The following is a 22,044-nucleotide window of genomic DNA, read 5'->3' as shown; positions in this document are numbered from 1 at the left end:
ATCGCCGGGTGGTAAATCAGCCGGACTCGTCGGGACTTTCGCAGGAAGCGCTGGTCAATGCCGTCAGTGCGGCCCACCAGGCCTTCGAGCAGGCGGCCGACCTGGATGCGCTGGCGCGGGCCAAGACCGAACACCTCGGCGACAAGTCGCCCATCGCGCTGGCACGTCAGGCGCTTGGCGCGCTGGACAAGGCCGAGCGGGCCGACGCCGGTCGCCGCGTCAACGTGGCCCGCACCGAGGCTCAGGCCGCCTTCGACGCGCGTATCGAGGTGCTCCGCGCCGAGCGTGACGCCGCCGCCCTGGTTGCCGAACGCATCGACGTCACCTTGCCGTCGACCCGTGAGCCGATCGGCGCCCGCCACCCCATCACCATCCTGACCGACCACGTTGCCGACGTCTTCGTCGCGATGGGCTGGGAACTGGCCGAGGGCCCCGAGGTCGAGACCGAGCAGTTCAACTTCGACGCACTGAACTTTCCGCCCGACCATCCGGCGCGCAGCGAGCAGGACACCTTCCAGATCGCGCCCGACGGGTCACGGCAGGTGCTGCGCACCCACACGTCTCCGGTGCAGATTCGGGCGCTGCTGGCACGTGAGTTGCCCGTCTACATCGTCTCCATCGGCCGGACGTTCCGCACCGACGAGCTCGACGCGACCCATACTCCGGTCTTCCATCAGGTCGAGGGCATGGCCGTCGACCGCGGGCTGACGATGGCCAACCTACGCGGCACGCTCGACGCCTTCGCGCGTGCCGAGTTCGGGCCGGAGGGTCGCACGCGCCTGCGTCCCCACTTCTTTCCCTTCACCGAACCCTCGGCCGAGGTCGACATCTGGTTCGAGGACAAGAAGGGCGGCCCTGGCTGGGTGGAGTGGGGCGGTTGCGGGATGATGAACCCCAACGTCCTTCGCGCCTGCGGCATCGACCCGGACGAGTACTCCGGGTTCGCGTTCGGCATGGGCCTGGAGCGAACTCTTCAGTTCCGCAACGGCATTCCCGACATGCGCGACATGGTCGAGGGTGACGTGCGGTTCTCGCTTCCGTTCGGGGTGGGTGCCTGATGCGCGTTGCCTACAGCTGGCTGCGCGACGTCGTGCGGGCCGGCGCTCCCGGCTGGGACGTCTCACCCGCCGAGCTCGAGCGTGCCCTGATCGACATCGGCCACGAGGTCGAGGAGATCATTCCCGTCGGCCCGGTGTCCGGACCGCTGACGATCGGCCGCGTCGTCGAGATCGAGGAGCTCACCGAGTTCAAGAAGCCCATCCGGGCGTGCAAGGTCGACGTCGGCTCCCAGAACGTCGACGGTGAACCGCGCGACATCGTCTGCGGCGCAACCAATTTCGCCGTCGGCGACCTCGTCGTCGTGGCGCTGCCCGGTACCACCCTCCCCGGTGACTTCACCATCGCCAAGCGCAAGACCTACGGCCGTACGTCCGACGGGATGATCTGCTCGTCCTCCGAGCTCAACCTCGGCAGCGACCACGCCGGAATCATGGTGCTGCCCCCCGGCACCGCCGAGCCAGGAGACTCCGCGGTCGACGTGGTCGGACTCGACGACGTCGTCTTCGATCTTGCGATAACCCCCGACCGCGGCTACTGCCTGTCGATTCGCGGGATGGCCCGCGAGCTGGCCTGCGCCTACGACCTCGACTTCGTCGACCCGGCCGACGTCGAACCACTGCCTGCCACCGACGAGGCGTGGCCGCTGACCGTCCAACCCGGTACGGGCGTCCAACGATTCGGCCTTCGCCCGGTCGTCGGCATCGACCCGACCGCGGTCTCGCCGTGGTGGATGCAACGCCGACTTCTGCTGAGCGGCATCAGGGCCATCTCGCCCGCGGTCGACGTGACCAACTACGTGATGCTCGAACTCGGGCACCCGCTGCACGCGCACGACCGCAGCCTGATCAACGGCGGGTTCGACGTCCGCTTCGCCACGCCGGGGGAGACCGTCGTCACCCTCGACGACGTGAAGCGCACCCTCGACCCGGGTGACGTGCTGATCGTCGACGACGTGGCGACCGCAGCCCTCGGTGGCGTGATGGGCGCAGGCACGACAGAGGTTCGCGACAGCACCACCGACGTCCTCCTCGAGGCGGCGGTGTGGGATCCGGCGACGGTGTCGCGCACACAGCGGCGTCTGCGTCTGGTCAGTGAGGCCAGCCGCCGCTACGAGCGCACCGTCGACCCCGCGATCTCCATTGCCGCCCTTGACCGCAGTGCTGCCCTGCTTGCCGAGATCGCCAGCGGCACCGTAGAGCCGAAGCTCACCGACTGGCGCGGTGATCCGCCTCGCGACGACTGGTCGCCTGCCGCGGTCAGCATGCCGTCGGACCTGCCCGACCGGCTGGCCGGCGTGGCCTACCCGGTGGGCGCGACCGTGCGACGGCTGACCCAGATCGGGTGCCGCGTGACGGAGGCGGACGGGATCGTCACCGCCGTGCCGCCGAGTTGGCGGCCCGACCTCAAGCAGCCCGCCGACCTCGTCGAGGAGGTGCTGCGGCTGGAGGGGCTCGAGAAGATCCCGTCGATCCTGCCGACCGCTCCCGCGGGCCGTGGCCTGACCCCGACCCAGAAGCGTCGGCGTGCCGTCGGAAAGTCGTTGGCGCTCAACGGTTACGTCGAGGTGCTCCCGACGCCGTTCCTGCCGGCGGGCGTCTTCGACGTCTGGGGACTGCCGGTCGACGATCCCCGGCGCGCCACCATGTCCGTGCTCAACCCCCTCGAGGCCGACCGGCCACGGCTGGCGTCGACGCTTCTGCCCGGCCTGTTGGAGGCGTTGACGCGCAACGTGTCCCGTGGTGCCACCGACGACGCGCTCTTCGGCATCCAGCAGGTGGTGTTGGCGACGCCTCAGACCAAGACGGTCGAGCGGCTCCCCGTCGACCGTCGGCCCACCGCGGCCGAGATGGCGCTCATCGACGGCGCCCTGCCACGGCAACCCCTGCACGTCGCGGCCGTCCTGACCGGCATGCGCCAGCCCGCGGGCCCGTGGGGGCCCGGCCGTCGCGTCGACGCGATGGACGCGTTCGAGGCGGTGCGCATCGTCGGGCGGGCCTGCCACGTCGAGTTCGAGTTCCGAGCCGCGCAACAGTTGCCGTGGCACCCGGGTCGGTGCGCCGAGATCGTCCTCGACGGCGCCGTTGTCGGGTACGCCGGGGAATTGCATCCCGCCGTGATCGAGCGGTCCGGCCTGCCGAAGGGCGTCTGCGCCGTCGAACTGAACCTCAGCGCCGTGCCGGTGGTCGAACCGCTGCCTGCCCCGTCGGTGTCACCGTTCCCGGCGGTGTTCCAGGACGTGAGCCTGATCGTCGCCGACAGCGTCGCCGCGCAATCGGTGGTCGACGCGGTGCGCGACGGGGCGGGTGAACTCCTCGAGGACGTCCGGATCTTCGACGTGTACCGCGGCCCACAGGTCGGCGAGGGCAACACCTCGCTGGCCTTGGCGCTGCGGTTCCGCGCACCCGATCGGACCCTGACCGAAGACGAGGCCAGCGCGGCGCGGGATGCGGCCGTCGAGGTGGCGGTCGCCCGTGTCGGTGCAGTTCAGCGCCGCTGATCAATGAATTTGCACTCAACCGCATAAACATGCAGAATCGCTGCATGACCTCAGTGGCGGTGGCCGGCGCAAGCGGCTATGCGGGTGGCGAGATCCTTCGGCTTCTTCTCGGTCACCCTGCGCTGGCCGACGGTCGCCTCTCCATCGGTGCGCTGACCGCCGCGGCAAGTGCAGGCACCTCGGTGACCGAGCATCATCCGCACCTGCTTCCGTTGGCCGACAGGATCCTCGAGCCCACCGAGGTCGACGTGCTGGCCGGCCACGACGTCGTGTTCCTGGCCCTGCCGCACGGTCACTCCGCGGCGCTCGCCGAGCAACTCGGCCCCGACACCCTGATCGTCGACTGCGGCGCCGACTTCCGGCTCACCGATCCAGCGGCGTGGGAGCGGTTCTACGGCTCGGCCCATGCGGGTAGCTGGCCCTATGGCCTGCCCGAGCTGCCCGGCGGCAGGGAAGCCCTGCGGAGCACCAAGCGCGTCGCCGTTCCCGGCTGCTACCCGACCGCGGCCCTGCTCGCCCTGCTGCCCGCGCTCGCCGAGGATCTCGTCGAGCCCGCCGTGACGGTCGTCGCGGTCAGCGGCACGTCGGGTGCCGGCCGCGCGGCCAAGGTCGACCTCCTCGGCTCCGAGGTCATCGGCTCGGCACGGGCGTACAACATCGGCGGCGCGCACCGGCACACCCCCGAGATCGCCCAGGGCCTGCGGACCGTCACTGACAAGGACGTCACCGTGTCCTTCACACCGGTGTTGATCCCGACGTCCCGAGGCATCCTCGCGACGTGCACGGCCAAGACCGAGGCCTCGCTGTCAGAGATCCGCGCGGCGTACGAGAAGGCCTACGGCAGTGAGCCGTTCGTGCATCTGCTCCCCGAGGGGCGCCTGCCGACGACGGGTTCGGTGATCGGCAGCAACGCGGCTCAGGTCGCCGTCGCGGTCGACGCGGACGCCGGTGTGCTGGTGGCGCTGTGCGCGATCGACAACCTCGTCAAGGGAACCGGAGGGGCGGCTGTGCAGTCGATGAACCTGGCGCTGGGCTGGGCGGAAACGGAAGGACTTTCGATCGTGGGTATTGCGCCGTGAAATTGGTTCGCAATCAAGGCGTCACCGCCCCGTCGGGCTTCCGTGCCACGGGCATCTCGGCGGGCATCAAGGTCTCCGGCAAGCCCGACCTCGCGCTGGTCGTCAACGAGGGTCCCGATCTGGCCGCCGCCGCGGTGTTCACCCGCAACAAGGTGAAGGCCGCTCCGGTGCTGTGGACGCAGCAGGTGATCACCACCAAGAGTCTGCGCGCCGTCATCCTGAACTCCGGTGGCGCCAACGCCTGCACGGGTCCGCTCGGCTTCCAGGACGCGCACGCGACGGCAGAGGCCGTCGCAAACGCACTGTCGGACTGGGGTACCGAGACGGGCGCCATCGAGGTCGCGGTCTGCTCGACGGGTCTGATCGGTGACCGGCTCCCCATGGACAAGGTGCTCGGCGGCGTCAAGGACATCGTGCACGAGATGGCCGGCGGGCTGACCGGCGGCGCCGAAGCCGCCCAGGCCATCATGACCACTGACACCGTCCCCAAACAGGTTGCGCTGCACCACGAAGCCAACTGGACGATCGGCGCGATGGTGAAGGGTGCCGGCATGATGGCGCCGTCGCTGGCGACCATGCTGTGCGTCATCACCACCGACGCCGTCGCCGACGCGGACGCTCTCGACCGGGCGCTGCGCGCTGCCGCGGGCCGCACCTTCGACCGGCTCGACATCGACGGCAGCTGCTCGACCAACGACACCGTGCTGCTGCTGGCCTCGGGCGCCAGCGAGATCGCCCCCACCCAAGACGAACTCGACGCCGCCGTGCTGGCGGTCTGCGACGACCTCTGCGCTCAGCTGCAGGCCGACGCGGAGGGTGTCACGAAGCGGGTGGCCGTCACGGTCACCGGAGCGGCGACCGAGGCCGACGCGGTCGTCGCCGCCCGGGTCATCGCCCGCGACAGCCTGGTCAAGACGGCGCTGTTCGGCTCCGACGCCAACTGGGGCCGGGTGCTCGCCGCGGTGGGGATGGCGCCGGTCGACATGGCGGCCGACCGAATCAGCGTGTCGTTCAACGGCACTCCGGTGTGCGTCGACGGCGCGGGCGCCCCGGGTGCCCGGGACGTCGACCTCTCCGGGGTCGACATCTCGGTGGTCGTCGACCTGGCCGTCGGCACGGGCGAGGGCACGGTCCGCACCACCGATCTGTCGCATGCGTACGTCGAAGAGAACTCGGCGTACAGCTCGTGACATCCCCAGCGCAGGTTCTCGCCGAGGCGCTGCCGTGGCTGAAACAACTCCACGGCAAGATCGTCGTCGTGAAGTACGGCGGCAACGCCATGACCGACGAGGCCCTCAAGACGGCGTTCGCCGCGGACATGGTGTTCCTGCGCAACTGCGGCATTCATCCGGTCGTCGTGCACGGTGGTGGCCCGCAGATCAGCGCCATGCTGAAGAAGCTCGGGATCGCCGGTGACTTCAAGGGCGGGTTTCGCGTCACCACGCCGGAGGTGCTCGACGTCGCCAGGATGGTGCTCTTCGGTCAGGTCGGACGCGAGCTCGTCGGCCTGATCAACGCGCACGGCCCGTATGCGGTCGGCATCACCGGCGAGGACGCCCAGCTGTTCACCGCGGTGCGGCGCAGCGTGCTCGTCGACGGGGTGGCCACCGACATCGGCCTGGTCGGCGACGTCGCCAAGGTCGACATCAGGGCGGTCATGGATCTCATTGCCGCCGGGCGCATTCCGGTGATCTCGACGATCGCGCCCGACGTGGCCGGGGTGGTGCACAACGTCAACGCCGACACCGCGGCGGCGGCTCTGGCCGAAGCGCTGTCCGCCGAGAAGCTACTGATGCTCACCGACGTCGAGGGGCTCTACACCAGCTGGCCCGACCGCTCCTCGCTCGTCAGCGAGATCGACGTCGCGACGCTGACGGGACTGCTGCCGTCACTGGAGTCGGGCATGGTGCCCAAGATCGAGGCCTGTCTGCGCGCCGTCGCAGGCGGTGTGCCAAGCGCACACGTGATCGACGGTCGGGTGGAGCACTGCGTGCTGGTCGAACTGTTCACGAACGAAGGTTCCGGAACGAAGATCCAGGGCGAGCGAAGCGACGGGGGAGGCGGGGGCGCATGACGAATACCGAAGAGCTCCAGGCACGTTGGCGGGCCGTCATGATGGACAACTACGGCACGCCCGCGGTCGCCCTGGTCAGCGGTGACGGGGCGGTCGTCACCGACGCCGACGGCAAGTCCTACGTCGACCTGCTCGGCGGCATCGCGGTCAACGTGCTCGGACACCGGCATCCCGCCGTCATCGAGGCCGTGACCACCCAGCTCAACACGCTCGGTCACACCTCGAACTTCTACGCCACCGAGCCGGGCATCGCCCTGGCCGAGGCACTCGTCGGCCAGCTCGGCGCCGACGCGCACGCCCGGGTGTTCTTCTGCAACTCCGGCACCGAGGCCAACGAGATCGCGTTCAAGATCTCGCGCTTGACCGGCCGCACCAACGTGGTGGCCGCCGAGAACGGCTTCCACGGCCGCACGATGGGTGCTCTGGCGCTGACCGGACAGCCGGCGAAGCGGGAGCCGTTCGAGCCGTTGCCCGGCAACGTGACTCACGTGCCGTACGGGGACGCTGACGCCCTCGAGCGCGTCGTCGACTCCAACACCGCCGCGGTGTTCCTCGAGCCGATCATGGGGGAGGGCGGTGTCGTCACGCCCCCGCCGGGCTACCTGGTCGCGGCTCGCGAGATCACCGCCAAGCACGGTGCGCTCCTGATCCTCGACGAGGTGCAGACCGGCGTCGGCCGCACCGGAACCTTCTACGCCCATCAGCACGACGGCATCACCCCCGACGTCGTCACGCTTGCCAAGGGTCTCGGGGGCGGCCTCCCGATCGGCGCCTGTCTCGCGATCGGCGACACGGCCGAGCTGTTGACACCGGGCATGCACGGCAGCACCTTTGGCGGCAACCCGGTGTGCACGGCCGCCGCGCTCGCCGTCCTGCGGACGCTCGCCGAGGACGACCTGGTGGCCCGTGCCGACGTCCTCGGCAAGGTCATCAGCCACGGCGTCGAGGCCATCGGCCACCCGCTCGTCGACCACGTCAGGGGCCGGGGTCTGCTGCGGGGCATCGTGCTGACCGCACCGAAGGCCAAGGCGGTCGAAGCGGCCGCTCGCGACGCCGGTTTCCTGGTCAACGCCGCGACGCCGGACGTCATCCGGTTGGCGCCACCGCTGGTCGTCACCGACGCCCAGATCGACGCGTTCCTCACCGCACTGCCCGCAGTCCTCGACACCGCCTCGCGGGAAATTGGAGTGACCTCGTGACCGTTCGGAACTTCCTGCGCGACGACGACCTCTCGCCGAGCGAACAGGCCGAAGTCCTAGCTCTCGCAGCCGAACTCAAGAAGGCGCCGTTCAGCGCGCGACCGCTCGAGGGGCCCCGTGGGGTCGCCGTCATCTTCGAGAAGAACTCGACGAGGACGCGGTTCTCGTTCGAGATGGGCATCGCCCAGCTCGGCGGCCACGCCGTCGTGGTTGACGGCCGCAGCACCCAACTGGGTCGCGAGGAAACGCTCGAGGACACCGGTGCGGTGCTGTCGCGCTACGTGGACGCCATCGTGTGGCGGACGTTCGCCCAGGAACGGTTGGCCGCCATGGCAACCGGGGCAACCGTGCCGATCGTCAACGCGCTCTCCGACGAGTTCCACCCGTGTCAGGTGCTCGCCGACCTTCAGACGCTGGCCGAGCGCAAGGGCGAGCTGAAGGGTCTGCGAATGACCTACTTCGGTGACGGTGCGAACAACATGGCGCACTCGCTGATGCTCGGCGGTGTGACCGCAGGCGTTCACGTGACGATTGCCGCGCCAACGGGTTTCGAGCCGGCCAGGCAGTTCGTGGCCGCCGCCGAACGCCGCGCCGCCGAGACCGGAGCCACCGTGACGATCACGGCTGACGCGAAGGCAGGCGCCAGGGGAGCCGACGTCCTGGTCACCGACACGTGGACCTCGATGGGCCAGGAAAACGACGGCCTCGACCGGGTCCGGCCGTTCCGGTCGTTTCAGGTCAACGGCGGTCTACTCGACCTGGCCGACTCCGAAGCCGTCGTGCTGCACTGTCTTCCAGCGCACCGCGGACACGAGATCACCGACGACGTCATCGACGGACCGCAGAGCGCCGTGTGGGACGAGGCCGAGAACCGCCTGCACGCGCAAAAGGCGTTGCTGGTCTGGTTGCTGGACAAATCGTGACCACCTCGACACGGGCGGGCAGGCAGGCACGGATCGTGACCCTGCTGTCGTCCAATGCGGTGCGCAGCCAGAGCGAGCTCGCCGCAATGTTGGCCGCCGAGGGCATCGACGTCACGCAGGCAACGCTGTCCCGTGACCTCGAGGAGCTTGGAGCGGTGAAGCTCCGTGGCGTCGACGGCGGCACCGGGGTGTACGTCGTCCCCGAGGACGGCAGCCCCGTCCGCGGGGTCTCCGGCGGCACGGAACGGGTGACCAAGCTGCTCGCCGAGCTGCTGGTGTCCACCGACGCCAGCGGCAACCTCGCCATCCTGCGCACCCCTCCCGGCGGGGCGCACTACCTGGCCAGTGCCATCGACCGCTCGTCGCTGCCCTACGTCGTCGGCACGATCGCCGGGGATGACACCATTCTGGTCGTGGCGCGCGAACCCATGACGGGGGCTGAACTAGCCAGCACCCTCGAACGACTTCAATAGCCAGCCCCCGAGAACTATCTAAGGAGATCGATTACATGTCCGAACGCGTCATCCTGGCGTACTCCGGCGGTCTAGACACGTCCGTCGCGATCAGCTGGATCGGCAAGGAGACCGGGCGCGAGGTGGTGGCCGTCGCCATCGACCTCGGCCAGGGTGGAGAGGACATGGAGGTGGTGCGGCAGCGCGCGATCGACTGTGGCGCCGTCGAGGCGGTCGTGGTCGACGCCCGTGACGAGTTCGCCGAGGAGTATTGCCTGCCGACCATCCAGAGCAACGCCCTCTACATGGACCGCTATCCGCTGGTGTCGGCGATCAGCCGCCCGCTGATCGTCAAGCACCTCGTCGATGCTGCCCGCGAGCACGGTGGCGGCATCGTGGCGCACGGCTGCACCGGCAAGGGCAACGACCAGGTGCGCTTCGAGGTCGGCTTTGCCTCGCTTGCACCCGATCTCGAGGTGCTGGCGCCCGTCCGCGACTACGCGTGGACCAGGGAGAAGGCCATCGCCTTCGCCGAGGAGAACGCCATCCCGATCAACGTCACGAAGCGTTCGCCCTTCTCGGTCGACCAGAACGTGTGGGGCCGCGCCGTGGAAACCGGCTTCCTGGAGCATCTTTGGAACGCGCCGACCAAGGACGTCTACGACTACACCGAGGACCCCACGGTCAACTGGAGTTCGCCGGACGAGGTCATCGTCGGCTTCGAGAAGGGCAAGCCGGTCTCCATCGACGGCAGGCCGGTGACGGTGCTCCAGGCGATCGAAGAGCTGAACCGGCGGGCGGGTGCCCAAGGTGTCGGCAGGCTCGACGTCGTCGAGGATCGGCTCGTCGGCATCAAGAGCCGCGAGATCTACGAGGCCCCGGGTGCGATGGTGCTGATCACCGCGCACACCGAGCTCGAGCACGTCACGCTGGAGCGCGAGCTGGCCCGGTTCAAGCGGACCACCGATCAGCGCTGGGGCGAGCTGGTCTACGACGGACTGTGGTTCTCGCCGCTGAAGAGGGCGCTCGAATCGTTCGTCGCGGACACCCAGCAGCACGTCACCGGTGAGATCCGGCTGGTGTTGCACGGCGGGCACATCGCCGTCAACGGCAGGCGCAGCTCGGAGTCGCTGTACGACTTCAACCTCGCCACCTACGACGAGGGCGACACCTTCGACCAGTCCAGCGCCAAGGGGTTCGTCCACGTGCACGGTCTGTCGTCGAAGATCGCCGCGCAGCGGGACCTCGCCGGCAAGTGAGCACCAACGAGGGTTCGCTGTGGGGCGGCCGGTTCGCCGACGGACCGTCGGATGCGCTTGCCGCACTGAGCAAGTCGACCCACTTCGACTGGGTGTTGGCGCCGTATGACGTGCGGGCGTCCAAGGCGCATGCCATGGTCCTGTTCCGCGCCGGACTGCTGACCGAGGAACAGCGCGACGGGTTGCTCGCCGGGTTGGACAGTCTCGGCCAGGACGTCGACGACGGCAGCTTCGGGCCGTTGCCGTCCGACGAGGACGTGCACGGCGCCCTCGAACGAGGTCTGATCGACCGGGCCGGCGTCGACCTCGGCGGACGACTCCGTGCGGGGCGGTCGCGAAACGACCAGGTGGCCACGCTGTTTCGGATGTGGCTGCGGGACGCCATGCGGGTCGTCGGCGCCGGGGTGCTCGAGGTCGTCGGGGCGTTGGCCACGCAGGCCGCGTCCCATCCCACCGAGATCATGCCCGGCAAGACGCATCTGCAGTCGGCACAGCCGATCCTGCTGGCGCATCATCTGCTGGCACACGCCCACCCGCTGCTGCGCGACGTCGACCGGATCGTCGACTTCGACGACCGCGCTGCGGTGTCGCCGTACGGATCCGGCGCGTTGGCCGGGTCGTCGCTCGGCCTGGATCCCGACGCCATCGCCGCCGACTTGGGTTTCACCGCGGCAGCCGACAACTCGATCGACGCGACGGCGTCACGCGACTTCGCGGCCGAGGCCGCGTTCGTGCTGGCGATGATCGCCGTTGACCTGTCCCGGCTGGCCGAGGACATAATCCTCTGGAGCACAACCGAATTCGGGTACGTCAAGCTGCATGACTCCTGGTCGACCGGTAGTTCCATCATGCCGCAGAAGAAGAACCCCGACATCGCCGAACTGGCGCGCGGCAAGTCGGGCCGCCTGATCGGCAACCTGGCCGGCCTGCTGGCCACGCTGAAGGCCCAACCGCTGGCGTACAACCGCGATCTGCAGGAGGACAAGGAGCCGGTCTTCGACTCCGTGGCGCAACTGCAGATGCTGCTGCCCGCCATGGCGGGGCTCGTCGCGACGCTCACCTTCGACGCCGACCGGATGGCCGAGTTGGCTCCCCAGGGGTACACGTTGGCCACCGACGTCGCGGAATGGCTGGTCCGTAGGGGAGTGCCGTTCCGAGTCGCTCACGAGGCGGCTGGCGCAGCGGTGAAGGCCGCCGAGTCGCGCGGTGTCGGGCTCGAGGAGCTCACCGACGACGAGCTGGCGGGCATCCACCCGGAGTTGACGGCCGAGGTGCGCGAGGTGCTGACGGTCGAGGGTTCGGTGAGCTCTCGCGACGCGAGAGGTGGCACGGCACCGGTCCAGGTCGCCAAGCAGCTTCAGGTGGTGCGTGACACCGCCGATCGGCTGTCGCTTGGCCTGCGCCCCTGATCAGTCGTCGGCCAGCGACAGCCACTCCTCCTCGAGTGACTCCTTGCGCTCCGTCAGCTCGTTGAGCTCGGAGTTCAACTCGCCGAGCCGGACGTGGTCGGAGACCGCGTCGGCCATGGTGAGGTGCAGCTTGGAGATCCGCTCGTCGAGCTTCTTGAGCTGACTCTCGATGCGGGACAACTGCTTTCCCGCCTTGCGCTCCCGCGCCGAGGCCGTCTCGTTGCGATCGGCCGGGCGGGTCGCGGAGGTGCCGTTGGCGGTCGGACGTTCGGCGAGGTACTGCTCGATCCCGCCGGGCAGCATGACGCAGCGGCCAGCGCCTGGCAGCGCATAGGTCACGTCGCTGACGCGTTCGAGGAAGTAACGATCGTGGGTGACCACGATCAGCGTGCCCGGCCAGCCGTCGAGGTAGTCCTCGATGACGTTGAGGGTGTCGATGTCGAGATCGTTGGTGGGCTCGTCGAGCAGCAACACGTTGGGCTCGTCGAGGAGCAGACGGAGGAACTGGAAGCGGCGGCGCTCGCCGCCCGAGAGTTCCGAGATCCGCGTGGTCAGCTTGTCGCCGGTGAAGCCGAAGTCCTCGAGCAGGGTGGCGGTGCTGACCTCCTTGCCGCCGGCGAGCTCGGTGATCCGCTTGGCGTTCTCGACCGCGTCGAGGACGCGTTCGTTGCCGTCGATCTCCACCAATGCCTGGCTGAGATAGCCGATGCGCAGGGTCTTCCCGCGTTTGACGGTGCCCGACGTCGGCTGGATCTCCCCGATCAGCAGCTTGAGCAGCGTGGACTTTCCGGTGCCGTTGACGCCGACGAGGCCGATGCGCACGCCCGGTCCGATCGACCAGTCGAGCTTGTCGAGAAGGAGCTTGTCACCCAACTCGAGCGTCACCGCGTGCATGTCGAAGACGTCCTTGCCAAGGCGCGCCGTGGCAAAGCGTTGCAGCGCAAGAGAATCCCGCGGTTCGGGCTCGTTGGCGATCAAGTCGTTGGCGGCCTGGATGCGGAACTTCGGCTTCGACGTCCGCGCGGGCGCTCCCCTTCGCAGCCATGCCAGTTCCTTGCGCATCAGGTTCCGACGACGCGCCTCGGTGCCCACGGCGATCCTCGACCGTTCCGCCCTTGCCAGGACGTAGGCCGCGTAGCCGCCCTCGTAGGCGTCGATGGTGCCGCCGTGGACCTCCCAGATGCGGGTGCAGACCGCGTCGAGGAACCACCGGTCGTGGCTCACCACGATCATCGTCTTGGCGGTCTGCTTGGAGAGGTGGCCGGCGAGCCAGCCGATGACCTCGACGTCGAGGTGGTTGGTCGGCTCGTCGAGGACCAGGACGTCGTGACCCGCGAGCAGCAGCGCCGCCAGCGCGACGCGGCGTCGCTCACCACCGCTGAGGTTGTTCACCTCGCGGTCCAGAGCGACCTCGGTCAGCAGGTTCTCCACCACCGACCTGGTCTCCGCGTCGGCCGCCCAGATGTGGTCGGCCTGACCGTGGACGATGACGTCGCGCACCGTCGCGTCGGGGTGGAAGTCGTCGGACTGGTGGAGGTAGCCGACGGACAGTCCGGAGGTGTGGGTGACGCGCCCGGAGTCGGGCGGCCTGGTCGCGGTGAGGATCTTCAACAAGGTCGACTTGCCGTCGCCGTTGCGGCCGACGACGCCGATCGCGTCGCCTTCGTCTACGCCGAGGCTCACGCCGTCGAGCAGGGTGCGCGTGCCGTAACCAACGGTTGCACGTTCGAGGTTGATCAGGTTCGCCATCAGGCGCCGATCATAAGGGCTGACGCCGGGGTGCCCCACGCCCGCTATGCCATGATGTCGTCGGATCGGGGGATTCGCGCGGCGCTTGGAAGGGGACGGTCGTGGTGGACCTTTCGCCAATCACGAAGCCCATGGCACGGTTGATGGCGACCGCGCAGAACGGTTTGGAAGTGCTGCGCTACGGCGGTCTGGAGACCGGCGCGGTGCCGTCGCCGTTCCAGGTCGTGGAGAGCGTGCCGATGTACCGGCTCCGGCGCTACTTTCCGCCCGACAGCAGGCCGGGGGCCAAGCCGGCCGGTCCGCCGGTGCTCATGGTGCACCCGATGATGATGTCCGCCGACATGTGGGACGTCACCCGCAACGAGGGCGCCGTCGGCATCTTGCACGCGGCAGGCATCGACCCCTGGGTCATCGACTTCGGCTCGCCCGACCAGGTCGAGGGCGGGATGCAGCGCAACCTCGCCGACCACGTCGTGGCGCTGAGCGAAGCCATCGACACTGTGAAGAAGGTCACCGACCGCGACGTTCATCTGGCCGGCTACTCCCAAGGTGGCATGTTCGCCTACCAGACCGCGGCGTACCGACGGTCCAAGGACCTGGCGAGCATCATCGGATTCGGATCGCCGGTCGACACCCTGGCGGCGCTTCCGATGAATCTCCCCGCCGGGCTCGCGGTCGGGGCCGCCGACTTCATGGCCGACCACGTGTTCAGCCGCCTCGACGTCCCCGGTTGGCTGGCCCGCACCGGATTCCAGATGCTCGACCCCATCAAGACGGCCCAGTCGCGCCTGGACTTCCTGCGCCAGCTGCACGACCGCGAGGCGCTTCTGCCGCGGGAGCAGCAGCGGCGCTTCCTGGCCAGCGACGGTTGGATCGCCTGGTCGGGTCCGGCGATCGCCGAGCTGCTCAAGCAGTTCATCGCGCACAACCGGATGATGAGCGGCGGGTTCGCCATCCGCGGCGACCTCGTCACCCTCGCCGACATCGACTGCCCCGTGCTTGCGGTCGTCGGTGAGGTCGACGACATCGGCCAGCCCGCGTCGGTACGCGGCATCAAGCGCGCGTCCCCGCAGGCCGACGTCTACGAATACCTCATTCGCACAGGGCATTTCGGCCTCGTCGTCGGTTCGAAGGCGGCCACCAACACGTGGCCGACGGTTGCGGCATGGGTGCGGTGGATCGCCGGTGACGGTGAGATGCCGCAGGACGTCGTCCCGATGGCGCTGCAGCCCGACCAGGTCAACGACGCCGGCGTGCCGCTGGCCTCGCGCATTGCGCACGGGGCGGGTGCTGCCGCGGAGATGACGTTCAGCGTGGCCCGTTCGGCGGCAGGCGCTTTCGTCGCGGCCAACAAGTCGGCCCGTGCGCTGGTCGCCGAGACCGCCCGCACGCTGCCGAGGCTCGCCCGGCTTGGCCAGATCAACGACCACACCCGCATCTCGCTCGGTCGCATCATGTCCGAGCAGGCCCGCGCGACGCCGGACGGCGAATTCCTCTTGTTCGACGGGCGGGTGCACACCTACGAGGCGGTGGACCGACGCGTCAACAACGTGGTCCGCGGCCTCATCGACGTCGGTGTCCGCCAGGGCGCGCACGTCGGCGTGCTGATGGAGACCCGACCTAGCGCGTTGGTCGCGATTGCGGCGTTGTCCCGGCTCGGGGCGGTCGCGGTGCTGATGCCCCCGGACGCCGATCTGCTCGAGGCCGCCCGGCTCGGCGCCGTGTCCGACGTCATCGCCGACCCCGTCCACCTCGCCGCGGCGACGGCGCTGCCGTTGCGGGTGTTGGTGCTCGGCGGCGGCGAGGCCCGCGATCTGGATCTAGCCGGCGACGCCGACGTCGTCGACATGGAGAAGATCGACCCCGACGTCGTGGCGCTCCCCGGCTGGTACCGTCCCGACCCCGGATACGCGAAGGACCTGGCCTACATCGCCTTCGCGACCGTGGGCGGCGAGCTCGTCGCCCGACAGATCACCAACTTCCGGTGGGCCCTGTCGGCCATCGGCACCGCCTCTGCGGCCAACCTCGGCACCGGTGACACCGTGTACTGCCTGACCCCGTTGCACCACCAGTCCGGGCTGCTCGTCAGCCTTGGTGGGGCGGTAGTCGGCGGCACCAGGATCGCGCTGTCGCGCGGCCTTCGCCCAGACCGCTTCGTGCACGAACTGCGGCAGTACGGCGTGACGGTGGTGTCCTACACCTGGGCGATGCTGCGGGAAGTGATCGACGATCCGGCGTTCGTGCTCAACGGCAACCATCCCGTCCGCCTCTTCATCGGCTCTGGCATGCCGACGGGATTGTGGAGACGCGTCGAGGAGGAGTTCGCGCCCGCGCACGTCGTCGAGTTCTTCGCGACGACGGACGGGCAGGCGGTGTTCGCCAACGTCGCAGGCGCGAAGGTCGGCAGCGAAGGCAGGCCGCTGCCAGGCGGTGGCCACATCGAGCTGGCGGCCTACGACCCCGAGGACGACCTGATCCTCGAGGACGACCGCGGTTTCGTCGCGTTGGCGGCTACCAACGAGGTCGGCGTGCTGCTGGCGCACCCGCGCGGTCCCGTCGACCCGACGGCGTCGGTCAAGCGTGGCGTGTTCGCCCCCGCCGACCTGTGGGTGTCGACCGAGTACCTGTTCCGTCGTGATGCGGACGGCGACTTCTGGCTCGTCGCCAATCGTGGGTCGGTGATCCGAACCGACCGGGGTCCGGTGTTCACCGACGCGGTCAACGACACGCTTGGCCGGGTCGGCGCCGTCGACTTGGCGGTCACGTACCGCGTGCAGGTGGGCGATCGCGAGCTTGCGGTGTCGGCACTGTTGCTGCGTCCGGGTGGCAGCGTCCCAACGGCCGATCTGAACGAGGCCATCGCCGGTCTGCCGGTCGGTGCGGCGCCTGACGTCGTCCACGTAGCGGCCGACATGAAGCTCAGTGCCACCTACCGTCCGCTGCTGGGACCCCTGCGGGCAGCGGGAGTCCCCAAGCAATCGCGGCACGCCTGGTACCGCGACGACGACGGGACCTACAAGCGGCTGACCGCCGCGGTGCGCGCCGAACTCACCGAGTCGGCCGACGGCGAGTGATGGAAGTGAAGCGAGTGACATGCTGCCGCGCTCGCCGCGCTTTGTTACGCTCCGCTCGGCTGTACGTGGCCACCCGGGTCGGGCCGGAAACTCATGGACGCTCGACGATGGAGGATTGATGGCCGAACAGACCAGCACGAACGGCTGGCGTCGCGCGCTCTTGGGCGCCGTGACCAGTGGCGCCCTGGCAGCAGGGTTGCTCACCGGCGTGAGCGCCACGGCCGCAGCGGACCCGGCCACCGACGCCGTGTCGAGTGACGCCGCTCCCGTGATGAGCGCGGACGAGGCTCTCGCGACCATCGCCACGGAGTACGACACCGGCGCCGGCGGCGGCCAGATCTCCACCCTGATCCACAAGGTCATGCAGCTGCGCGCAAAGGGGTTCAGGCCGTCGACCTCCAACGGGGAAGCACTCGTGGCGGCGCTGGACAAGCGACCGAACCAGGGACCGTTGGTCGAGGCCCTGGAGTCGACCCTGTCCTTCCAGGTGCGGCAAGCGTCCCGACAGACCGGCGGTGGCCCGGTGCTGAACCCGCCGACCATCGGCATCGGTGGCAACGGTGGCGGAGCGCCGAACCCCAACAATGGTGGCGGCATCAACATCCCGCTCGCCTGACGCCATGATCGATCAACGCCTCCGCAGCCTGCTGGTGTGTCCAGAGGATCGTGGCCCGCTGCTCTTGGTCGGCGACGAGTTTCTCTACAACCCACGGCTCCGCCGGGCCTATCGGATAGACGATGGCGTACCGGTGCTGCTGATCTCCGAAGCGGTCACCGTCACCGACGACGCCGAACACCAAGCTCTGCTGGAGCGGGCCGAGCCCTGATCAGCCCAGCCCGGGCAGCTCTCCGGTGAGGTAGTGCTGCAGGTTCGGGGCGATGGTCTCGGCGATTTGCTCGACCGGTAGGGACGCGAACGGCTCCAATTCGAGGATGTAGCGCGCCATCACGACGCCGACGAGTTGGGATGCGACGAACTGGACGCGGATCCGGCCCGAACCCGGTGGCTCGTCGACGCGCGAGCCGATCTCGACGGCGATCACGTCCTGCAGGAAGGACCGGATCAGGCCGACGCCGTCCCCCGCGAGCAGCGAGCGCAGCGTGGCGAGGAACGCCGAACCCATCTCCGAATCCCACAGCGGCAACAGCAGCGACGGCAGTGTCAGTCCGAGTTCGTCGATCGGTGCCTCGCGCATCGGGCCGATGACCAGCATCGGGTCGATCGGAATGTGAACCGCCGCGGCGAACAGCTGCTCCTTGGTGCCGAAGTAGTGGTGCACCAGTGCCGAGTCGACGCCGGCGGCCGCCGCGATCGAGCGTATCGACGTCTTCCCAATGCCGTTGCGGGCGAACATTTCCCGAGCGTTGGTCAGGATGCGGTCGCGAGTGTCGGAGGTGCCGGACGGACGGCCGGGGCGTTTGCGGTGCGACGTGCTCACGGGGTCCTGCGACGCAGGGTGGCCGCGGCCAGACCCATTGCCACCGCGGCGAAGGCGACGACGATCGCGATGTCGCGCGCGGCGGTGGCGGTCAGGTCGGCGTGTGCGCCGACCTCTCGCAACGCCTCCAGCGCATAGCTGGCCGGCAGCGCGTTGCTGATCCACTGCAACCAGTCGGGCAGGGCGTCGCGCGGCACGATGATGCCGCACAGCAGCAGCTGCGGCACGATCACCACGGGCATGAACTGCACGGCCTGGAACTCGGTGCGCGCGAAGGCACTACACAGCAGACCCAGTCCGACGCCGAGTACCGCGTTGACGATGGCGATGGCGAACACCAGGGCGGGACTGCCCGCGGTGTCCAGGCCGAGCAGCCAGAAGGAGATCACGCACGCCAGTGTCGCCTGAGCGGCCGCGGCAATGGAGAAGGCCGTGCCGTAGGCGGCCAACAGGTCCAGTCGGCGCAGGGGAGTGGTGAGGATTCGCTCCAGCGTCCCGGACGCGCGTTCGCGCTGCATGGTGATCGACGTGATCAGGAACATCACGACGAGCGGGAACACCCCAAGCATGATCAGGCACGCGTTGTCGAAGGGTGACGGTGTCCCTGGCCGATGCGGCACGTCGGAGAACATGAAGTACATCAGCGTGATGACCAGGCTCGGGACGACGAGGATCATCGCGAGGCTGCGGTGGTCGCCGGCGAGCTGCCGCAGGATGCGGACGGTGGTCGCCAAATAGGCCTGCGGGCTTAGCCGAGCGCGGGTGCGGTGCTGCGCCGGATGACGGACAGAAACGCTTCCTCCAGGGACTGACATCCCGTGTCCTCTCGAAGCTGGGTCGGTGTGGTGTTGGCGAGCAGGCGGCCCTCCCGCAGGAGCAGCAGCTCCCCGCAATGGTCGGCTTCGTCCATCACGTGGCTCGACACCAGCAGGGTGGTGCCGCGGCGGGCCAGGTGGCGGAATTGCTCCCACAGGTCCACCCGAAGGACGGGGTCGAGTCCCACGGTGGGTTCGTCGAGCACCAAGACCTCGGGGTGGGCCACCAGTGCGCATGCCAGCGAGACTCGGGTGCGTTGACCTCCGGAGAGGTTGCCGCACAACGCCGTTCGGTGGTCGACGAGCCCGACGTTGGCGATCGCCTCGTCCGCGGCGGCCGAGCCGGTGCCGTACAGCGAGGCGAAGTAGCGCACGTTGTCGACCACGCGAAGATCCTGGTAGACGGTGGCGTCCTGGGTGACGTAGCCGACGCGGTGCCGCAACTCGGCCGACCCCGCGGGTCGGCCGAGCACGGTGACGGTGCCCTCGGCGATGACCTGGGTTCCGACGATGCTGCGGATCAACGTGGTCTTGCCGCATCCGGATGGGCCGAGCACGCCGGTGATGGTCCCGGTGGCGATGTGCACCGTGACGTCGTCCAGTGCGGTGCGCTTGCCGCGCACGACGGTCAGATGCTCGACCGAAACGGCCGGTTGGGGACCATTTCGGTGTAATTCATCAGGCGATGAAGTCATCATGTGATGAATATCCTCCCCGCAGGTGGCGACGTCAAGACCGCCGGGCACAATCGATTTGGTGAGCGTGCAACGGTTGGCCACCGACCCGGTGTCGGCCGCCCGACTCCTGGTCGGCGCCGAGCTGATCTGTCGGGGAGTGACCGCCACGGTGGTCGAAGTCGAGGCGTACGGCGGTCCCGCCGACGGGCCGTGGCCGGACGCCGCCGCCCATTCCTTCCGCGGGCGCGGCGGTCGCAACGAGGTGATGTTCGGCCCGCCGGGGCGGATGTACACCTATCGCAGCCACGGTATCCACGTGTGCGCGAACGTGGTGTGCGGTGACGACGGCGTGGCCGCCGCGGTTCTGCTGCGTGCCGCAGTCGTGACCGACGGCTTCGGTGTCGCCCACGCCAGCCGCGGTCCGGTGACCACGGCCGCGTTGGCCCGCGGCCCGGGGAACCTCTGCTCCGCGCTGGGAATCACCATGCAGGACAACGGAATCGACCTGTTCGACGCGGACAGCCCGGTTCGGTTGACGCTCGGCGCCAGCGTGCCGGTGATCAGCGGCCCGCGCGTGGGGGTGAGCAAGGCCGCCGACCGACCGTGGCGGTTCTGGCTCGCCGACCATCCCGAGGTCTCCGCCTACCGCCGCAGCCCACGGGCACCCGCACCGGGTGACAGCGATTGATGGGAGAGGATTGACGGCGTGACTTCTCCAGACGCTGGAATCCTCGACGAACTGGACTGGCGCGGCTTGATCGCGCAGTCCACCGACCGTGAGGCGTTGGCCGCCGCAACCGCATCGGGACCGCTCACCCTCTATGCCGGGTTCGACCCGACGGCACCGAGCCTGCACGCCGGACACCTGATTCCGCTGCTGACCCTGCAACGCTTCCAACGTGCGGGGCACCGGCCGATCGTTCTGGCCGGCGGCGCGACGGGAATGATCGGGGACCCGCGCGATACCGCCGAACGCACGCTGAACACCGCCGACACCGTCGCCGAGTGGTCCGAGCGCATCCGCGGACAGTTGGAGCGGTTCGTCGCCTTCGACGAGTCGCCGACGGGCGCGATCGTCGAGAACAACCTGTCCTGGACGTCGCAACTCTCGGCGATCGAGTTCCTGCGAGACCTTGGCAAGTACTTCTCGGTGAACGTCATGCTCGACCGCGACACCATCAAGCGACGCCTCGAGGGCGAGGGCATCTCCTACACCGAGTTCAGCTATATGTTGTTGCAGGCCAACGACTTTGTGGAACTACACCGCAAACACGGCTGCTCGTTGCAGATCGGCGGCTCCGACCAGTGGGGCAACATCATCGCCGGCGTTCGCCTGGTCCGACAGAAGCTGGGGGCCAGCGCACACGCGCTCACGGTGCCGCTGGTGACTTCGGCCGACGGCAAGAAGTTCGGCAAGTCCACCGGGGGTGGCAACGTCTGGCTCGACCCGGAGTTGACCTCGCCCTATGCCTGGTACCAGTACTTCGTCAACACCGCCGACGCCGACGTGATCCGCTACCTGAGGTGGTTCACGTTCCTGTCGGCCGACGAGCTCGGCGACCTGGAGATCGCGACCACCGAACGGGCGCACGAGCGGGCCGCCCAGCGGCGCTTGGCCCAGGAACTCACCACGTTGGTCCACGGTCAGCAGGCCACGGAGTCGGTCGAGCTGGCCAGTCAGGCCCTGTTCGGGCGGGGTGAACTGGCCGGACTCGACGAATCCACGCTGGCAGCTGCCTTGCGCGAGACTTCCGTCGCCGAGCTCCGACCAGGGGTTTCTGACGGAATCGGCGATCTTCTGGTGGCCACGGGTCTGTCGAAGAGCAAGGGCGACGCGCGTCGGACGCTGTCCGAAGGCGGCGTCTACGTGAACAACGTCCGCGTCGAGGGCGACGACTGGGTTCCGGCGTCAGGGGACTTCCTGCACGGCCGATGGCTGGTGTTGCGACGGGGTAAGCGCAATGTCGCGGGCGTCGAAAGGATCGAATGACGCCGGATGGAGTCCGGACGACCGTTTGAGCACCCGCTCGGGGCCTGAACTTCTGATTGTCACGCCTCTGACCAGGCGATTTGACTCTGCGTTATCCGGCCCGTAACTTAATCCAAGTCGTCAGCGACGCGGTCCAGATCGCAGAGCGCGACGACATCCCAGAGGGAAGTCACTTCGGTGGTTTCACTCTACTGTCCGCAAGAGGCTAGCGGCTTTACGCCGCGGGGCTGTCATGCGAACAGGTGGGGCGTGTTGTTTGAGAACTCAATAGTGTGTTTGGTGGTTTTTGTTTGTTGTTTTTGGCCATCTTGGTGGGGGACTTCCCGTCTTCCTACTGCTTAGGGATGGT

Annotated in this window: 19 protein-coding genes; 15 read left to right on the top strand and 4 right to left on the bottom strand. The window is 68.6% G+C overall.

From position 1 onward, the window contains the following. Window positions 1–8 precede the first annotated feature (8 nt). Genes pheS through argH form a run of 10 tightly spaced genes read left to right on the top strand, consistent with a single transcriptional unit; the run spans window position 9 to window position 11,951 of the window. Entirely contained in the window at window positions 9–1,058 is a 1,050-nt protein-coding gene (pheS, locus tag ASD37_RS16745) for a phenylalanine--tRNA ligase subunit alpha (protein WP_056553581.1), read from the top strand. Beyond that, window positions 1,058–3,556 (top strand): phenylalanine--tRNA ligase subunit beta, encoded by a 2,499-nt coding sequence (gene pheT, locus ASD37_RS16740; protein WP_056553578.1) that lies wholly within the window; start codon window positions 1,058–1,060, stop codon window positions 3,554–3,556. Before pheS ends, pheT begins: the two co-directional genes overlap by 1 nt. Before the next feature lie 29 nt (window positions 3,557–3,585). Further along, complete coding sequence (gene argC / locus ASD37_RS16735) at window positions 3,586–4,635, top strand: N-acetyl-gamma-glutamyl-phosphate reductase (RefSeq protein WP_056553576.1); 1,050 nt, start codon at window positions 3,586–3,588, stop codon at window positions 4,633–4,635. Next, the gene (argJ, locus tag ASD37_RS16730; RefSeq protein ID WP_056553573.1) at window positions 4,632–5,825 is read left to right on the top strand and encodes a bifunctional glutamate N-acetyltransferase/amino-acid acetyltransferase ArgJ; all 1,194 of its coding nucleotides are present in this window, start codon (window positions 4,632–4,634) and stop codon (window positions 5,823–5,825) included. The genes argC and argJ overlap by 4 nt, the downstream gene beginning before the upstream one ends. Then, entirely contained in the window at window positions 5,822–6,709 is an 888-nt protein-coding gene (gene argB / locus ASD37_RS16725) for an acetylglutamate kinase (protein ID WP_056553570.1), read from the top strand. The genes argJ and argB overlap by 4 nt, the downstream gene beginning before the upstream one ends. Next, window positions 6,706–7,908 carry an acetylornithine transaminase gene (locus ASD37_RS16720; protein ID WP_056553566.1) on the top strand — a complete coding sequence of 401 codons (1,203 nt, stop codon included), beginning with the start codon at window positions 6,706–6,708 and terminating at the stop codon, window positions 7,906–7,908. Before argB ends, ASD37_RS16720 begins: the two co-directional genes overlap by 4 nt. Next, entirely contained in the window at window positions 7,905–8,831 is a 927-nt protein-coding gene (gene argF, locus ASD37_RS16715; protein WP_056553563.1) for an ornithine carbamoyltransferase, read from the top strand. The genes ASD37_RS16720 and argF overlap by 4 nt, the downstream gene beginning before the upstream one ends. After that, a complete protein-coding gene (locus ASD37_RS16710) occupies window positions 8,762–9,304 on the top strand; it encodes an arginine repressor (protein ID WP_200959919.1) in 543 nt (180 codons plus the stop codon). Before argF ends, ASD37_RS16710 begins: the two co-directional genes overlap by 70 nt. A gap of 35 nt (window positions 9,305–9,339) precedes the next feature. Continuing rightward, on the top strand, window positions 9,340–10,542 hold the full coding sequence (locus ASD37_RS16705) for an argininosuccinate synthase (RefSeq protein ID WP_056553558.1): 1,203 nt from the start codon (window positions 9,340–9,342) through the stop codon (window positions 10,540–10,542). Continuing rightward, complete coding sequence (gene argH / locus ASD37_RS16700; protein WP_056553555.1) at window positions 10,539–11,951, top strand: argininosuccinate lyase; 1,413 nt, start codon at window positions 10,539–10,541, stop codon at window positions 11,949–11,951. Before ASD37_RS16705 ends, argH begins: the two co-directional genes overlap by 4 nt. Here argH and ASD37_RS16695 read toward each other — a convergent pair whose 3' ends face one another. Continuing rightward, window positions 11,952–13,700 carry an ABC-F family ATP-binding cassette domain-containing protein gene (locus tag ASD37_RS16695; protein WP_056553552.1) on the bottom strand — a complete coding sequence of 583 codons (1,749 nt, stop codon included), beginning with the start codon at window positions 13,698–13,700 and terminating at the stop codon, window positions 11,952–11,954. It abuts the gene before it with no gap. A gap of 101 nt (window positions 13,701–13,801) precedes the next feature. Here ASD37_RS16695 and ASD37_RS16690 point away from each other — a divergent pair, with 101 nt between their 5' ends. From ASD37_RS16690 to ASD37_RS16680, 3 genes are all read left to right on the top strand, one after another. Continuing rightward, entirely contained in the window at window positions 13,802–16,774 is a 2,973-nt protein-coding gene (locus tag ASD37_RS16690; protein ID WP_370073062.1) for an acyl-CoA synthetase, read from the top strand. Between the two features lie 118 nt (window positions 16,775–16,892). Beyond that, on the top strand, window positions 16,893–17,390 hold the full coding sequence (locus ASD37_RS16685) for a hypothetical protein (RefSeq protein ID WP_056553549.1): 498 nt from the start codon (window positions 16,893–16,895) through the stop codon (window positions 17,388–17,390). 4 nt (window positions 17,391–17,394) lie between these two features. Then, window positions 17,395–17,601 (top strand): Trm112 family protein, encoded by a 207-nt coding sequence (locus ASD37_RS16680; RefSeq protein WP_056553547.1) that lies wholly within the window; start codon window positions 17,395–17,397, stop codon window positions 17,599–17,601. On the opposite strand, the gene ASD37_RS16675 is transcribed toward ASD37_RS16680, so the two are convergent. Genes ASD37_RS16675 through ASD37_RS16665 form a run of 3 tightly spaced genes read right to left on the bottom strand, consistent with a single transcriptional unit; the run spans window position 17,602 to window position 19,726 of the window. Continuing rightward, entirely contained in the window at window positions 17,602–18,213 is a 612-nt protein-coding gene (locus ASD37_RS16675) for a TetR/AcrR family transcriptional regulator (RefSeq protein ID WP_056553544.1), read from the bottom strand. Then, window positions 18,210–19,028: an ABC transporter permease gene (locus tag ASD37_RS16670; RefSeq protein WP_082570212.1), complete on the bottom strand. Its 819-nt coding sequence runs from the start codon at window positions 19,026–19,028 to the stop codon at window positions 18,210–18,212. Before ASD37_RS16670 ends, ASD37_RS16675 begins: the two co-directional genes overlap by 4 nt. After that, window positions 18,962–19,726, bottom strand: a complete 765-nt coding sequence (locus ASD37_RS16665) for an ABC transporter ATP-binding protein (protein WP_056553541.1) — start codon at window positions 19,724–19,726, stop codon at window positions 18,962–18,964. The genes ASD37_RS16670 and ASD37_RS16665 overlap by 67 nt, the downstream gene beginning before the upstream one ends. A 55-nt stretch (window positions 19,727–19,781) precedes the next feature. Here ASD37_RS16665 and ASD37_RS16660 point away from each other — a divergent pair, with 55 nt between their 5' ends. Both ASD37_RS16660 and tyrS read left to right on the top strand, forming a co-directional pair. Continuing rightward, entirely contained in the window at window positions 19,782–20,393 is a 612-nt protein-coding gene (locus ASD37_RS16660) for a DNA-3-methyladenine glycosylase (RefSeq protein WP_200959934.1), read from the top strand. Window positions 20,394–20,411: 18 nt separating this feature from the next. After that, window positions 20,412–21,695: a tyrosine--tRNA ligase gene (gene tyrS, locus ASD37_RS16655; RefSeq protein ID WP_056553535.1), complete on the top strand. Its 1,284-nt coding sequence runs from the start codon at window positions 20,412–20,414 to the stop codon at window positions 21,693–21,695. Window positions 21,696–22,044: the final 349 nt, after the last annotated feature.

It is taken from the genome of Mycobacterium sp. Root135 (genome assembly GCF_001426545.1).
Taxonomy (GTDB): Bacteria; Actinomycetota; Actinomycetes; order Mycobacteriales; family Mycobacteriaceae; genus Mycobacterium.
This window is presented reverse-complemented; position numbering and strand designations above follow the sequence as displayed.